This is a genomic window from Bacillus jepli (genome assembly GCF_047238305.1).
Taxonomy (GTDB): Bacteria; Bacillota; Bacilli; order Bacillales; family Bacillaceae_L; genus Ferdinandcohnia.
Genome location: NZ_JBDFMO010000001.1, coordinates 3,429,110 through 3,443,527 on the forward strand (window position 1 = coordinate 3,429,110; position 14,418 = coordinate 3,443,527).

Sequence of the window (14,418 nt, forward strand, 5' to 3'; positions counted from 1 at the left end):
TTCATTTCAAATCTTTGAAAATCGTTTTTCATAATCCTAGTTAATGGTAAACTAGTAAAAGAATGATAAAAGGGGATGAAAACTATGAAGAAGAAAATCGTCCTTGCAGGTGGTACTGGTTTTGTGGGATCCTATTTTTTAAAAAGGTTTACTGAACTTGGGTATGTAGTAAAAGTGATTTCAAGAAATGCCCCAAACATCACTTGGGATGATAGGGAAGGAATTATACAAGCACTTGAAGACTCCGAGATGATTATCAATCTCGCAGGGAAATCAGTCAATTGCAGATATAACGACAAAAATAAACAAGAAATTTTCCTCTCTCGAACGGAGACTACGAAAATATTAGGCAATGCCCTCGAAGAATGCAAAAATCCGCCAAAATTATGGATTAATTCCAGCACAGCAACGATCTATCGGCATGCTGAAGATAGACCGATGACAGAAGAATCTGGGGAAATAGGTACTGGTTTTTCAGTGGATGTTGCAAAAAGATGGGAAGAAGCCTTTTTTTCTTATCAATTCCAAAGAACGAGGCAGGTAGCGTTAAGAATCTCGATTGTACTTGGAGCCGGTGGAGGTGTAATGATTCCATATAAAAACTTAGTTCGTTTTGGTCTTGGTGGGATCCAGGGACCTGGTAGTCAAAAATTCAGTTGGATTCATATTGAAGATTTGTTCAATATTGTACTTTATATACGTGATCATTCCCATCTAACTGGAGTCTTTAACTGCTCAACTTCGAATCCAATTACAAATCGCGAGTTAATGAATAATCTCCGAGACGCATATAATCGTAAATTCGGATTACCATCCCCAGCTTGGCTTCTTGAACTTGGTGCGATTTTTATTAGAACGGAAACTGAATTAATTTTAAAGAGCAGATGGGTTATTCCAGAAAGACTGAATAAGGAAGGATTTATTTTTTCTTATCCAACAATCGAGGACGCACTTACACAAATAACAAAAAATAATTGAAACTATTTTCCTATAAATTCGTAAACAATAGTGTTAAAACTAAAATTGGAGATGATTTTATGGAAAGTAAAGGCTGCGTTAAATGCGGAAGCACAAATGCTGGAACGAAAGATGTATTGATGACAGGTTCTGGACTTACTAAAATGTTAGATATTCAAAACAATCGTTTTACTGTTGTGTATTGTAAGAATTGCGGATACTCTGAATTCTACAACAAGAATTCTTCTACTACATCAAATATCCTTGATTTATTCTTTGGATAATGTGATGAAGGGTAAACATAAATCATGCTGCACAAGCTCAGTATACAAACTAATAATCGCGACCAAATGGTAGATGTAACAGAAAAAGTTCAAGCCATTATTGACGAAAAGGGGATAAGAGAGGGTGCTGTGATTGTCTATTGTCCACATACAACAGCTGGGATAACGATTAATGAGAATGCGGACCCCGATGTAAAACGTGACATGATTCGCCGTTTTGATGAGGTATATCCTTGGCATCATAAGCTTGATCGTCACATGGAAGGAAACACCGCAGCTCATATGAAAGCAAGTACTGTCGGTGCATCGCAACATGTTATTGTCACAAATGGACGTTTACTCCTGGGTACGTGGCAAGGAATCTATTTTTGCGAATTTGATGGTCCTCGATCTCGAACATTCTATGTGAAAATCTTGTAAAAAGGCGAATCCCAATGATTCGCCTTTTTCCATTTAGAAAACACATTGTTACAACTCCTTCGTAAAACTCGTCGAAGCAGAAAAATTCCCTTACATTTGTTAAAATAGTACTAAGCATTTTAGTATTCGAAACTTTTAGGAGGGGAATATAATGGATGAACGTTATCCGATTGGAGAATTCCGGTTTGATGGAGATTTGACAGAAGAATTGGCAGCGGGCTGGATAAAGGAAATTGAGAATTTACCATCTTTACTAAAGAATGCTGTGAAAGATTTAACAGATGAACAGCTTGATACACCTTATCGTAATGGGGGATGGACACTTCGCCAGGTTGTTCATCATATTGCAGATGCATCGATGAATTCATATATTCGTTTTAAGTTAGCTGTGACCGAAAATAATCCAGTTATTAAACCATATGATGAAGCGAAATGGGCTGAACTAACAGATTCAACTCTACCAGTGGATGTTTCATTAACAATCATCGAAGGTGTTCACAAACGTTGGGTCCCACTTTTGCAAAGCTTTTCAATGGATGATTTCGATTTGTCATATATTCACCCAGAAGGTGGCGAAATGAAATTAGGCATCTTTTTAGGCTTTTGCGCTTGGCATGGAAACCATCATCTGGCGCATATCACGATTTAGTGAAAAATAAAAATTGGAAAATATAAAAGCAATGCACCTAGGCATTGCTTCTTCTATTAATACGATTCTTTGATAAACAACCATTTGATTAATTGCTTTCCTTGTTCAGGTGTAATCTCACCTTCAGCAAGTGATTTTAAGATTGATCTCCATGATGCAGTAACAATAATATTTAAAGGAAGAGGTGATTCCGAAATCATTTCGTTAAAAAAACTTTCAACCCTATCTCTATTTTTTCCCGGAGATTCCTCACAAAGTAAGCGACAAATATTAACCTTAACTGCAAAATCTAATCCAATTAGCATTGCTGCTTCAATTTTTCTATATGTATCTTCAAATAAAGATACGGCACCCTCCATTCTATCTAAGATCCTTTGTTCCATTTCAGCCCGAATAACTTCATAGAGCTTTGTTTTTGAGCCAAAGTGATGATAAATAGCACCAGTAGTCACGTTTGCTTTTTGGGCAAGTTCTGTGATATTTACCACTTTATATCCTTTGATACTAAATTCCTCTAAAGCCACTTTTAGTATGGTATCTTTATTAGTTCCTGGTATTGGTATCCACTCTTTCATATTTTGATCATACCATATTGACAAGAATACGTAAATGATTTACGCTAAACATAACCAATTTACGCATTACATAAATATTTTATCTTATTGAGGAGGAGGAAGGAAAATGAAACTACTATTTTTATATCACCCAGTAAAAAACCTTAAAGAATCTCTTGCATTTTACCGTGAAAATCTTGGGTTTGAAGAAGCGTGGAGAGAAGGGGAACATACTGCGGCCATTCATTTACCAAACACCGATATTCGTCTTATGATTGAAGATGAAGATGAAGGGCTTTCTGCAGGAGGAGTCTTTCTGGTTGATAGTGTAGACGAATTTTATAAGAAAAACAAAGATACTCTTAATTTTGTTAGAGAACCTCATGATATCCCACCAGGACGCTACGCCATCTATTTAGACAATTCCGGAAACCCTATTCGCATTTTAGATTTTACAAAAGAAAAATAGCCCCAATTAGAGCAGACAGCCAATCTACTGTCTGCTTTTCATTATGAAAAAGAGGAATCTGTAATTTAATTACAGAATACTTATGGATAAAATACTTTAGGAGGAGGGTTTTAGTTGATTTATGAAATGACAATTCAATTTCGTGTGGGTGACATCTCTAAGGGGCAAGATTGGTACGAAACACTTCTAAAGAAAAAACCTGATTTTATTCCTCATGATGGGTTTGCAGAGTGGGAATTGATTCCTGGATGTTGGCTTCAAATTGCTGAGAGAATTCCCTCAATCGGTTCCGGTCCATTAAGATTAGGGATAGATAATCTCGAAAAAGAGCGAGAAAGGCTAATCAACGATTTAAAAATAGAGCCATTCGAAATCTATTCAAGGGAAGAGGTCCCTGTAAATTGGACTACATTTTCAGATCCATGGGGAAATAAAGTTGGCTTATTTGAATATCATAACCAATCAGAAAAGGAAGAGCGAAAGAAAATCATTTTTGGTAGAAGACAATAAAAGGAGGACTTTAGAATTGGCAAAGGGTAAAACAAATGCCATGAGGATTTTGGATTCTAGAAAGATTGAATACAAGATTCATACATATGAAAGTAATGATGGAAAAATTGATGGAGTATCTGTTGCACAAAAGGTAGGAATAGATATAAAAAAGGTTTACAAAACATTGGTTGCCCAAGGAAACAACAAAGATATTTTTGTGTTTGTCATTCCAGTTGAAGAAGAGCTTGATCTAAAAAAAGCAGCAAAAGTAGCTAATGGTAAAAAGGTCGAAATGGTACCCGTAAAGGATATCCAAAAACACACAGGTTATATTAGAGGCGGTTGCTCCCCAATCGGTATGAAAAAAGCATATTTTACATTTATTGATGCTCAAGCTTCGACCCTTGACAGCATTATTGTTAGCGCAGGAAAAATTGGAATGCAGGTCGAACTAAAAGTGGCTGATTTAACAACTGCAACAGATGGACAAATTGTAGACATCATTAAATAAAATTATATTATTCGCGAAAGATGAAATCACATAATTATTTAGAAACGATTCAAACATATTTGTTTAAGATTATATTAGAATGGTTACTATGGGTTGTTTGGTTTAAGCCCATATGTTAAAATGTATGTATAATTAACTGGATACTCTAAGGGGAGTAGCTTTAACAGCAAAGTCGTCAATACAGAGATTAATCTCTCGGCTTTGTTGGCAACTATAACGTTGTTAGCAAGACCTTACCAATAACAATGGTATAGGTCTTTTTTGCTTTTTTAAGGCCTATATCAAACGGGATATAGGCCTTTTCTCATCCATCAAAACGGAAGGGGAGTTTATAGATGAATATCATTACAACGAAGAATTTGCCAGTATTTATCACAAAGGAACTTGAGCAGCTACATAAAAAAGTTGCTCCAATCATGATGAAGACATCTAAGTATATGTTTTGGTCGTTTCCATTGATCATGATTTCACTTATTAATTTAGTGTTTTTACTATTTTTCATGCCATTTACCAATGAAGCTATTCCGTCACTTCTCATTTATGCCATCATTGGAGCAATTGGATTCGCCTTAGCAAAGGAAGCAAAAATGAAGAAGAAGGAAATAGAAGCTATTTCTTCTAAATATATGATTGAAAGAATCAAAAAGAGTGATGTAGTAACAGCAGGACGCCAGCAAGACTATATTGCACGTCTTCAAAACCAACCGAAGCTTGCTCTTCACTACTTTATTGAATTTTTAGATGAGGAAAACAAGAGAGAAAAGCGAAATCTTTATTCCTAAAGGAGTTTTAATTATATGAAGCCCTCAAATTGCGAAACGACAAAGCAGGATGAAAGACCAGTTAAAAAAGCAAAGCATAAAAAATCAATCCACCAAATTCTATTACAGCTACAGAGTCAAGGAGTGAATGCATCCCTTTGTAAAAAAAGAAGTAAGCTTGTACTAGGATCGTAATAGGAAAACCTGACCCATACAGAGTGGATCGAAACGACTGAACAACAACATATCCAAAAGGGCAGGGGAGGGGACTTTTTTCATACACTACCACAGCTACCGGTATATTTTCCCGCTCTTGGCACTTGCGCATTTCAAAAAGAAATATACAGAAAAAAGCTAAAAGATTTGCTCTTTTAGCTTTTCTTAAGTTTTGAAGGGTTATTGATTTTATAGTGAACTGGATCTTCAATGATGAACTCATCATCGACATCCTTGCCTTTTGCTAACTTCTTCTTCACAACTTTTGCATCAAATTCAAGTTCATTCCCTGGCTCAAGCTCCAGTTTCTTTAACGTCTTTGAATGGGAGCACCAAGCAAGTCCAATCTGAACGGGGTCTTCCTGCTGAATAACTACATTTTCAAGTACGACAACCTCATCATTATCTTCGTTAAAATGGTTCCATGTAAGCGCAAATTGTTTAACTGTAGCGGTAAAATGAACCTTGTCAGTTGGCAACTCAATTTTTGGTGCTTTTTCCTTTTTAACTTGTTTTGTTGGTTGTTCTTTCTTTACAGCCGCTTTTGATTCTGTCGATGCAGGTTTTTCAACAGTGACTTTACTCGTGGTTTCCTTTTTCTTCTCCGTCACTACTGCCGTGTCTGAAATAGCCGCTTTTGCAAAGTTAGGTGATTGCATTTCTTTTAAATAGGCAGGGTGAATACAGGTTAGATTACCATCCTCAAACTCAAGTACAATTGTATTGTGTTCCTGTGTTTTACCGTACACTTCATAGCCTTTTATTGTAACGATTCGTTGGTGGGTTCTTTCTTTGTACCAGTATTCTTTTTTAACTGAAAGACCCCATTCTCTAACCTTTTCTTCATAGTGGGCTTCGTCTACAAAAGTTTCATATTCTCCTTTTGGAGGGAGATATGTTGTACTGGCCGAGTCCTCTACATGAGGCAATGTATTCGCCATGTATGAACATCCTTTCGTTTTTTACAAATTTATGTAATTCATATACAATAAAATGAAACATATCTATTTCTTATCATATATTTCTTTCTTACATAATAAAAGTTTTTTTCAATTTAAACAAAAGGAGAATTGCGATGACAACTACGTATACGTCTCGAAATGAAGTACCTGAACAAGAAAAATGGAACTTAGATAATCTCTACTCTGACCTAAATAAATGGGAAGAAGATTATCGGCTCATTGAAAAGATGGGGGTGGAACTCGCAACATTTGATGGTAATATCCATGATGGACATTCATTGTGTGAGTATTTAACGTTGAGTGAAAAAATGTCTTTCCATTTTAACATGCTCTTTGCTTATGCAATGTTAAAGGTAGATGAAGATACTCGGGTTACAAAGTCCCAATCTTATTTAGATCGAGCCAAGCAACTTAGTGTAAAGGTAAGTTCAGCAAATTCATTTTTCATGCCATTTTTATTAAGCTTAGATGAAGAAACATTAAAACGATACATATCCGAAGAAGAGGGTCTTCAGTATTTTGAAAAAGAATTACTGGAATCCTTTCGTTATAAGCCACATGTTTTAAATAAGGACCAAGAAGAAATTTTATCTCGATTAGGTGAGGCACTTTCTGCACCAAGTACGACGTATGGAATGATAAATAATGCAGATATTCGCTTTGGTAAGGTTACGAAAGATAATGGTGAAAAAGTTGAACTTACAAGAGGGATGTATGCCAAGTTGATTGAGGATGAAGACCGTGATAAACGAAGAGAGGCTTATAAAGCATATTACGAGCCCTATGTACACTTAAAAAATTCAATCGCTTCGACATTATCTGCAGCCATTAAAAATAATGTCACGATTTCCAAGCTGAGACACTACCCATCAGCACTTGAGAAAGCATTATTCGGAGATAATGTTCCAAAAGACGTTTATGAAAATCTAATTGAAACCACGAAAAAAAACATTGATGCGATGCACAAATATACAAGTATCCGCAAAGAAAAATTAGGTCTTGATGAGCTTCGTCAATATGACTTAAGTGTGCCACTCGTTAGTGGAGCAAAGAAAGATATATCGTATGATGAAGCATTTGAAACGATGTGTAAAGCACTTGCTCCTTTAGGTGAAGACTATATTCAAACACTAAAGGATTTTAGAAAATCACGTTATTTCGATGTTAGAGAGACACCTGGAAAACGGTCTGGCGCCTATAACTTAGGTGTGTATGGCGTACATCCATATATCCTTTTAAATCATCAGGATGACTTGGATAGTTTATTTACGTTGGTTCATGAATGTGGCCATGGGGTTCACAGCAAATTAAGCTCAGAACACCAGCCACAAATTACGGCTCGGTATAGTATTTTTGTTGCTGAAGTAGCTTCAACAGTTAACGAAGTGCTATTAATTAATTACTTATTGAACAATGAAGAAAATGAAGAAGTAAAGAAATTCTTAATTAATCATTTTATTGATAAATTTAAGGGCACATTCTTTACTCAGGTGATGTTTGCAGAGTTTGAGAAGAAGACACATGAAATGGCTGAACAAGGTCTTCCATTAAATGTTGAATCTTTTAGTGAAGTGTATGAAGGGTTATTTAGAGAATACCATGGAGAGGATCTCGTGTTTGATGACGAAGTAAAATACGGCTGGTCACGTATCCCACATTTTTACCGCCCGTTTTATGTCTATAAATACGCAACGGGATTTGCTTCTGCGATTCATATTGCTACGAAGATTCTAGAAGGGGACGAAACAACATTAATCCCTTATCTTGACTTCTTAAAGAGTGGAAGTTCAGACTATCCACTTGAATTGTTGAAAAAGACTGGAGTAGACCTTACAACTCCATACCCAATTGAAAATTCATTGAAAAAGTTTAATGAATTAGTAGAAGAATTTTCAAAACTGTAAAAAGGAAAGCCTTCCGAAATTGGAAGGCTCTTTTTCATTCCTTTGGATGAACCATATCCTCAGGTTTTACGTATTGGTCAAATTGTTCTTCTGTTAAAATGCCTAAATGGAGGGCTGCATCTTTTAAGGTAGTACCGTGTTTATGTGCATGTTTTGCGATACTCGCAGCTTTTTCATAGCCAATATATGGATTTAGGGCTGTTACGAGCATTAAGGAATCATGTAGGTTCTTAGAGATGATCGTTTCGTTTGCTTGAATTCCAACTGCACAGTTTTTATTAAAAGATTCCATTGAATCCGCTAAAAGAAGAACCGATTGAAGGAAATTATAGATAATTACTGGTTTAAACACATTAAGTTCAAAATTTCCTTGGCTTGCCGCTATTCCAATTGTTGCATCATTGCCCATTACTTGAACGGCAACCATCGTAAGGGCTTCACTTTGGGTTGGATTTACTTTCCCAGGCATAATCGAGCTGCCAGGTTCATTTTCAGGAATTTTAATTTCTCCAATCCCACATCGTGGACCACTTGCTAGCCATCTAACATCATTTGCTATTTTCATCAAATCAGCTGCTAATGCTTTTAAAGCTCCATGTGCATACACAATCTCATCATGACTGGTTAGCGCGTGGAATTTATTATCTGAAGAGAAGAAGGAAAGCTTTGTGTATTTCGAAATTTCCTTTGCCACATTCTCACCAAACTTCGGATGAGCATTAATACCAGTTCCTACTGCCGTGCCGCCTATCGCAAGGGCAAGTATTTTTTCAGTCGATTCTTTTATCATCTCATTCGAACGCTTTAACATATGGACCCAGCCGCTAATCTCCTGACCAAGTGTTAATGGAGTAGCATCTTGAAGATGAGTTCTTCCAATTTTTACGATGCTAGCAAATTCATTTTCTTTTTCCTGCAAAGTTGCCTGTAATCTCTCAAGTGCTGGCACTAGATGTTCTTTTACTGCTTTTACAGCAGCAATGTGCATTGCTGTAGGAAATGTGTCATTAGAGCTTTGACTCATATTGACATCATCATTTGGATGAACTTTTTCATCAATACCTTGATCATGTAACCATTGAGTAGCACGATTTGCAACAACCTCATTGATATTCATATTACTTTGTGTTCCACTACCCGTTTGCCATACAACTAGTGGAAAATGCTCAAACATATCACCAGCTAATATCTCATCACAAGCGTTTAAAATGGCTTTAGCTTTATTCTTACTTAATTTACCAAGCTTTTTGTTCGTAATGGCCGCACTTCTTTTTAATATGGCGAAGGCTTCTAACACTTCTTGGGGCATCTTCTCTGTCCCAATTTGAAAATTTTCTTTACTCCGTTGAGTTTGAGCAGCCCAGTAAGCAGCCACTGGAACTTTAATTTCACCCATTGTGTCCTTTTCGATTCTGTACTCCAAAATGATCACCTCTTGTTTTCCTCTTTATATAAGGGTACCAATTATTCCCTTGTATTATGTCTTTGAAATTCGTATAGAACACAACATCCTTGTCCATAAAAATGATAGAATTTATAATGGAGTTTTTATGGAAGGTAGGTGGGCTACCGTGAATACAGATGATAGCTTTATTAATCGAAAGAAACAACAGCTCGGTGTACAACTAAATAACGTTCAAAAAAAGGCCGTTCTTCACACAAGGGGACCATTACTCTTATTAGCTTCACCTGGTTCGGGAAAAACAACGACAACGATTATGCGAATTGGGTATTTAGTTGAAGAAGTGGGGGTAGAACCTTCACGCATTAAGGCTGTAACTTTTAGTCGTGCATCTGCAGCCGATATGAAAGAAAGATTTGCTCGATTCTTTCCTGATCTCACCACTACTCCTGTAGACTTTTCAACGATTCATAGTCTTGCATTTCAGGTGGTTCGGGATTATTTTTATAAACAAAAAGTTTCCTACCAATTAATTGAAGGAAGCCTAGATGGTGGTCCTAATAAAAAACTACTTTTGCGAAAAATTTATAAAGCGATGAATGATGAGATGATCACCGAAGAACAGCTTGAGGAACTCACAACGTATATTAGTTTTATTAAGAATAAGCTTCTCCCACGGAATGAGTGGAAAAATATTGATTGTGACATTCCATTTGTTGAGGCCATTTTTGAGGAATATGAAAAAATTAAGAACGCAAATCCAAGTAATCTATTACTCGATTATGATGATATGTTAACCATTGCAAATGACGCATTTAATAAAGATAAATCAATTCTGCAAAAATACCAAAACCGCTATGATTATGTTCTTACTGATGAAAGCCAGGATACCTCACTCGTCCAGCATAAAATTATAGAAAAACTTGTAAAACTACATCAAAATTTATTTATCGTTGCAGATGATGATCAATCCATTTACTCCTGGCGTGGAGCAGAGCCAACGTATTTGTTAGATTTCAAAAAAGTATATCCAAATGCGGTAATCCTAAAAATGGAGCAAAACTATCGTTCCTCAAAGGATATCGTTGATGTTGCCAATCGATTCATTAAGCGGAATAAAGACCGCTACGATAAAAATATGTACACCGAAAATCTCAGCCATAAGCCAATTGAAATCACACAGTTCGAGGACTATCGGAACCAAGCAAAATATCTTGTCCAAGAAATTGACTTGGTAGAAAAGAAGAAGGATGTCGCTGTATTATATCGAAACAACTCTTCATCCATCATGTTAATAAATGAGCTTGATCGGAATCAAATTCCTTTCTATATAAAGGATTCTGATAATCGCTTTTTCTCACATTGGGTTGTAAAAGACATATTGAATTTTATGAGAATGACATTTACAGATAAACGAGTCGATATTTTTCAGCAAATTTACACGAAATGTGGGTTTTACTTATCAAGAGAACAACTGTTCGAACTTGCAAAAAAGAAGCCATCTGAATCCATTTTTGAACGTCTATTACAAAATAAAGGCTTAAAAGACTATCAAGTGAAGCAAATTAAAACATGTCAAAAAACCTTTCAAGAAATGAAGGGGGTTCAGCCACTTAAGGCGATTAAGCAAATAAGGAACCAGCTTAATTACGACAAAACGCTTAAAGACATGAGTAAGAAACTCGGATTTAATACGGAGTATATCTTCAGCGTCCTTCAAACGCTCGAGGAAATTGCAGATTCACTTGACACGATGGAGCAATTTGCAAAACGATTAAAGCATCTCGAAGATCTGATGAAAGTCTCAAAATTTAATAAAAACAAAGATGCCATTACCCTTTCCACATTTCATAGTTCAAAAGGACTTGAGTTTAAAAAGGTTTATATGATTGATCTAATTGAAGGAGTGATTCCTTCCCATGACGAGATTAATAAATATAAAGATGGCGAACGAGATCTTATGGAAGAGGCAGTTAGACTATTTTATGTTGGGATTACACGTGCTGAACAGGAGCTTGAACTTTTGACGTATAAAAAACAAAACGGAAAAGAGGTTGTTCAGTCTCGATTTGTTGCAAATGTAAAAAATATCATTTCACCTCCCGTTAAGGTACAGCCGTCTGGGCAAAAGAAAAAGTTGAAAGTTGAAAAGGCAATTGTCCCTTATAATCCAGATGCGATTAGAAAGGCAGAAGACATTCAAGTGGGAATGACCATTAAACACCGTGTTTTTGGGCAAGGAACAGTTGTTTCGATTGCTGAAGAAAAAATCGAAATTCAATTTCAAAAAGTACGGAAAGCTTTACTACTTGAAACCTGTCTTGAAATGGGGTTATTAGAGCCAGCAAATGAGGTTTCGGTTAATTAGGAAGAGACAAGGAAAGGTACCGCACCTTTCCTTATTTTTCATTCTCTGCATTAATAGTTGTTTCTATATTAGGATTCGTCTCTATTGGTGACTCCTGAATCTTCACTGCTTTTATCTGTTCGATTTCTTTTTCCAGTTTTTTTATATGTCTTTTCTGCTTGTATTGACGTAGAATACCAAACATACCTACAATCAGACCACCAAGTAAAGCGGAACCTAAAATGATTAAAATAAGCGGGATCTCTGTATAACCGAATACATAGTTTACTTTCACAGAATCCACATTCACAACCGCAAATATCGCAACTATCAAAGCAAAGATAAGTCCCAAAATAAAATTCCACTGGAATCTCACCATACACAACTCCTTAGTTCTACTTGTTTTTAGCTTACCCAATTATGGCGTTTCATGTTCCCACTATAGCAATAATTCGAAATCTATCTGAAAACTATTATATAATTGATGTATTGAAGATTACTGGAGTTGAAACAATGGGTACGGTTTTTCCAACACTATACGATTTTTTTATGAAACCACTAGAAAAGAGAAAATTCATCTCGATTCGTCGCAAATTGCTAAACAAAGCAACGGGACATGTACTTGAATTAGGTTCGGGTACAGGCATCAATTTCCCGTTATATCAAGATGTCAATCATGTAACGGCAATTGAACCCAATCCTTATATGACAAATAGAGCCCATGAAAATAAAGAACAAGCTATTGTTCCGATTGAAATTGTTCAAGTAGGTGCTGAAAAATTACCATTTGAGGATAATACATATGACACCGTTGTAGCCACGCTTGTATTTTGTACAATACCAAACCCTGAAATGGCTTTACAAGAAATGAAAAGGGTTTGTAAACCAAACGGAACCATTCTTATGTTTGAGCACGTGAAAATGCGAACCCCTTTTTTATCAAAACTACAGGATTGGCTTACACCTGTATGGAAAAAAGTATGTGATGGTTGTTGTTTAAATCGAGAAACTGAAAATCTTGTTATACGAAATGGATTAAAAATTGTAGGTAAAGAAGAATTTTATAATGGACTGTTCATTGCGTTGCAAATACGAAATATTAAAGAGGAGAGCTGACCGATGGTTACTGAAATATATTTAAATGATTACAAATTGAATGTAACTCATTTCTCTGAAGAAACAGAAAATCATCTCTTGTTAGTGAAAGTCGAATTTAAAGTATCAAGTGAAGATTATCATGATATAACAACCCTTTTATATAAGGGGAATTTTGAATTAAAGGTTCCAGAGCGAAATATTGCATGTAACGTAATCATCCAAGAATATTCAACTTCTATCACGAATCTCTATGAAAAAGATCAAGTTGGGGATTTCACGCTAATTCTTCGTGAAACAAGAGAATAGGAGGGGGGCTCTTAATGAAATTAAGTATTTTAGATCAAGCGCCCATCTCGGCTAATCAAACACCACAACAAGCATTGAATGAGTCAATGAATCTAGCGCAAGCAGGGGAACGATTCGGCTATACTAGATATTGGGTAGCTGAACATCATGATTTACCTGGACTAGCTTGCCCTGCACCAGAGGTCATGCTTGGATACATTGGAGCACAAACAAAAACAATCCGTATTGGTTCGGGTGCTGTTTTACTGCCCCACTATAAACCATATAAGGTGGCTGAACTTTACAATATGCTTTCGACTTTATTTCCAAATCGGATCGACATCGGAATTGGAAGGGCGCCTGGTGGTTCTGCAGAAGCGACAAATGCGTTATCCGATAATTTTCTTCAACAAGTTTGGAAAATGCCAGAATTAATCGATTTGCTGCTTCACTTTATTTATAATGATTTGCCCGCTGACCATGAATTTGCTAACCTGAAGGCAGCTCCCATCCCGCTAACACCGCCAGTTCCTTGGCTTTTGGGAACAAGCAAAAAGAGTGCTATCCTTGCAGCGGAAAAAGGGTTAGCATACACATTCGGACTGTTCATGAGCGACAACGATGGCGAAGAAATCGTCAAAAGATATATTCATAACTTTACACCACGAAATGAAGGCGACAAACCACAAGTTATTGTTACTGTTTCTGCTATTTGTGCTGAAACGAAGGAGAAAGCAGAGGAAATTGCGCTAAGTTCTTATGTATGGGGCAAACAAAGAGAAAAGGGAGAAGGGAAGGAAGGAGTTCCGTCCATTTCAGAAGCAATGGACTACCTTGAGAATGAGAAACTCCACGAAGGCTTTGAAAAAATGAAACAAAAAGTCATTATCGGAAATCCAAAAGAAGTGAAGGATAAACTCCTGCAACTTGAAAAAACCTACCAAACCGATGAAATCATGCTTGTCACAATTACACACTCTCCTGAGGACCGACTAAAATCCTATGAACTTATTGCAAAAGAGATGGGGCTTACAACAAGCTAAGTTCAACGGATCTATTTCTGGGATAATCATTAGAACATATGTAAGCACACGGTATTTTTATAAG

Annotated in this window: 18 protein-coding genes; 14 read left to right on the forward strand and 4 right to left on the reverse strand. The window is 36.3% G+C overall.

The genetic code is table 11. The features are described from left to right. The first annotated feature begins 84 nt into the window (after positions 1-84). The 4 genes from ABC371_RS17570 (at position 85) to ABC371_RS17585 (ending at position 2,310) form a co-directional block, all read left to right on the forward strand. Entirely contained in the window at positions 85-978 is an 894-nt protein-coding gene (locus ABC371_RS17570; protein WP_412897975.1) for a TIGR01777 family oxidoreductase, read from the forward strand. A gap of 59 nt (positions 979-1,037) precedes the next feature. Further along, positions 1,038-1,241 (forward strand): zinc ribbon domain-containing protein, encoded by a 204-nt coding sequence (locus tag ABC371_RS17575; RefSeq protein ID WP_412897976.1) that lies wholly within the window; start codon positions 1,038-1,040, stop codon positions 1,239-1,241. A 24-nt stretch (positions 1,242-1,265) separates the two neighbouring features. After that, positions 1,266-1,661 (forward strand): secondary thiamine-phosphate synthase enzyme YjbQ, encoded by a 396-nt coding sequence (locus tag ABC371_RS17580; RefSeq protein WP_412897977.1) that lies wholly within the window; start codon positions 1,266-1,268, stop codon positions 1,659-1,661. A 151-nt stretch (positions 1,662-1,812) separates the two neighbouring features. Next, the gene (locus ABC371_RS17585) at positions 1,813-2,310 is read left to right on the forward strand and encodes a YfiT family bacillithiol transferase (protein ID WP_412897978.1); all 498 of its coding nucleotides are present in this window, start codon (positions 1,813-1,815) and stop codon (positions 2,308-2,310) included. 56 nt (positions 2,311-2,366) lie between these two features. Here ABC371_RS17585 and ABC371_RS17590 read toward each other — a convergent pair whose 3' ends face one another. Beyond that, the gene (locus ABC371_RS17590) at positions 2,367-2,885 is read right to left on the reverse strand and encodes a TetR/AcrR family transcriptional regulator (RefSeq protein ID WP_412897979.1); all 519 of its coding nucleotides are present in this window, start codon (positions 2,883-2,885) and stop codon (positions 2,367-2,369) included. Between the two features lie 106 nt (positions 2,886-2,991). Between ABC371_RS17590 and ABC371_RS17595 the strand changes: the two genes are divergently transcribed. From ABC371_RS17595 to ABC371_RS17615, 5 genes are all read left to right on the forward strand, one after another. Next, a complete protein-coding gene (locus ABC371_RS17595) occupies positions 2,992-3,333 on the forward strand; it encodes a VOC family protein (protein WP_412897980.1) in 342 nt (113 codons plus the stop codon). A 114-nt stretch (positions 3,334-3,447) separates the two neighbouring features. After that, on the forward strand, positions 3,448-3,843 hold the full coding sequence (locus tag ABC371_RS17600) for a VOC family protein (RefSeq protein ID WP_412897981.1): 396 nt from the start codon (positions 3,448-3,450) through the stop codon (positions 3,841-3,843). A gap of 16 nt (positions 3,844-3,859) precedes the next feature. Next, positions 3,860-4,336, forward strand: a complete 477-nt coding sequence (gene ybaK, locus ABC371_RS17605) for a Cys-tRNA(Pro) deacylase (protein WP_412897982.1) — start codon at positions 3,860-3,862, stop codon at positions 4,334-4,336. Positions 4,337-4,671: 335 nt separating this feature from the next. Next, on the forward strand, positions 4,672-5,118 hold the full coding sequence (locus ABC371_RS17610; protein ID WP_412897983.1) for a DUF5392 family protein: 447 nt from the start codon (positions 4,672-4,674) through the stop codon (positions 5,116-5,118). A 15-nt stretch (positions 5,119-5,133) separates the two neighbouring features. Then, a complete protein-coding gene (locus ABC371_RS17615) occupies positions 5,134-5,292 on the forward strand; it encodes a hypothetical protein (protein ID WP_412897984.1) in 159 nt (52 codons plus the stop codon). Between the two features lie 176 nt (positions 5,293-5,468). Here ABC371_RS17615 and ABC371_RS17620 read toward each other — a convergent pair whose 3' ends face one another. Next, the gene (locus tag ABC371_RS17620) at positions 5,469-6,254 is read right to left on the reverse strand and encodes a hypothetical protein (RefSeq protein ID WP_412897985.1); all 786 of its coding nucleotides are present in this window, start codon (positions 6,252-6,254) and stop codon (positions 5,469-5,471) included. A gap of 134 nt (positions 6,255-6,388) precedes the next feature. Between ABC371_RS17620 and pepF the strand changes: the two genes are divergently transcribed. Continuing rightward, entirely contained in the window at positions 6,389-8,179 is a 1,791-nt protein-coding gene (gene pepF, locus ABC371_RS17625) for an oligoendopeptidase F (RefSeq protein ID WP_412897986.1), read from the forward strand. Positions 8,180-8,213: 34 nt separating this feature from the next. Here pepF and fumC read toward each other — a convergent pair whose 3' ends face one another. Continuing rightward, positions 8,214-9,602 (reverse strand): class II fumarate hydratase, encoded by a 1,389-nt coding sequence (gene fumC / locus ABC371_RS17630; RefSeq protein ID WP_412897987.1) that lies wholly within the window; start codon positions 9,600-9,602, stop codon positions 8,214-8,216. A gap of 148 nt (positions 9,603-9,750) precedes the next feature. Between fumC and ABC371_RS17635 the strand changes: the two genes are divergently transcribed. Then, a complete protein-coding gene (locus tag ABC371_RS17635; RefSeq protein WP_412897988.1) occupies positions 9,751-11,949 on the forward strand; it encodes an ATP-dependent helicase in 2,199 nt (732 codons plus the stop codon). 31 nt (positions 11,950-11,980) lie between these two features. Here ABC371_RS17635 and ABC371_RS17640 read toward each other — a convergent pair whose 3' ends face one another. Continuing rightward, positions 11,981-12,307: a LapA family protein gene (locus ABC371_RS17640; protein ID WP_412897989.1), complete on the reverse strand. Its 327-nt coding sequence runs from the start codon at positions 12,305-12,307 to the stop codon at positions 11,981-11,983. 134 nt (positions 12,308-12,441) lie between these two features. Here ABC371_RS17640 and ABC371_RS17645 point away from each other — a divergent pair, with 134 nt between their 5' ends. Genes ABC371_RS17645 through ABC371_RS17655 form a run of 3 tightly spaced genes read left to right on the forward strand, consistent with a single transcriptional unit; the run spans position 12,442 to position 14,354 of the window. Then, positions 12,442-13,044, forward strand: a complete 603-nt coding sequence (locus ABC371_RS17645; RefSeq protein WP_412897990.1) for a class I SAM-dependent methyltransferase — start codon at positions 12,442-12,444, stop codon at positions 13,042-13,044. 3 nt (positions 13,045-13,047) lie between these two features. Continuing rightward, positions 13,048-13,332, forward strand: a complete 285-nt coding sequence (locus ABC371_RS17650) for a DUF3219 family protein (protein WP_412897991.1) — start codon at positions 13,048-13,050, stop codon at positions 13,330-13,332. A 14-nt stretch (positions 13,333-13,346) separates the two neighbouring features. After that, the gene (locus tag ABC371_RS17655; RefSeq protein ID WP_412897992.1) at positions 13,347-14,354 is read left to right on the forward strand and encodes an LLM class flavin-dependent oxidoreductase; all 1,008 of its coding nucleotides are present in this window, start codon (positions 13,347-13,349) and stop codon (positions 14,352-14,354) included. The last annotated feature ends 64 nt before the right edge of the window (positions 14,355-14,418 follow it).

Excerpts from the sequence above, each read along its gene's own strand:
- ABC371_RS17570 (WP_412897975.1), top strand. The coding sequence starts at position 85 with ATGAAGAAGAAAATCGTCCTTGCAGGTGGTACTGGTTTTGTGGGATCC.
- ABC371_RS17575 (WP_412897976.1), top strand. The coding sequence starts at position 1,038 with ATGGAAAGTAAAGGCTGCGTTAAATGCGGAAGCACAAATGCTGGAACG.
- ABC371_RS17580 (WP_412897977.1), top strand. The coding sequence starts at position 1,266 with ATGCTGCACAAGCTCAGTATACAAACTAATAATCGCGACCAAATGGTA.
- ABC371_RS17585 (WP_412897978.1), top strand. The coding sequence starts at position 1,813 with ATGGATGAACGTTATCCGATTGGAGAATTCCGGTTTGATGGAGATTTG.
- ABC371_RS17590 (WP_412897979.1), bottom strand. The coding sequence starts at position 2,885 with ATGAAAGAGTGGATACCAATACCAGGAACTAATAAAGATACCATACTA.
- ABC371_RS17595 (WP_412897980.1), top strand. The coding sequence starts at position 2,992 with ATGAAACTACTATTTTTATATCACCCAGTAAAAAACCTTAAAGAATCT.
- ABC371_RS17610 (WP_412897983.1), top strand. The coding sequence starts at position 4,672 with ATGAATATCATTACAACGAAGAATTTGCCAGTATTTATCACAAAGGAA.
- ABC371_RS17615 (WP_412897984.1), top strand. The coding sequence starts at position 5,134 with ATGAAGCCCTCAAATTGCGAAACGACAAAGCAGGATGAAAGACCAGTT.
- ABC371_RS17620 (WP_412897985.1), bottom strand. The coding sequence starts at position 6,254 with ATGGCGAATACATTGCCTCATGTAGAGGACTCGGCCAGTACAACATAT.
- pepF (WP_412897986.1), top strand. The coding sequence starts at position 6,389 with ATGACAACTACGTATACGTCTCGAAATGAAGTACCTGAACAAGAAAAA.
- ABC371_RS17640 (WP_412897989.1), bottom strand. The coding sequence starts at position 12,307 with ATGGTGAGATTCCAGTGGAATTTTATTTTGGGACTTATCTTTGCTTTG.
- ABC371_RS17645 (WP_412897990.1), top strand. The coding sequence starts at position 12,442 with ATGGGTACGGTTTTTCCAACACTATACGATTTTTTTATGAAACCACTA.
- ABC371_RS17650 (WP_412897991.1), top strand. The coding sequence starts at position 13,048 with ATGGTTACTGAAATATATTTAAATGATTACAAATTGAATGTAACTCAT.
- ABC371_RS17655 (WP_412897992.1), top strand. The coding sequence starts at position 13,347 with ATGAAATTAAGTATTTTAGATCAAGCGCCCATCTCGGCTAATCAAACA.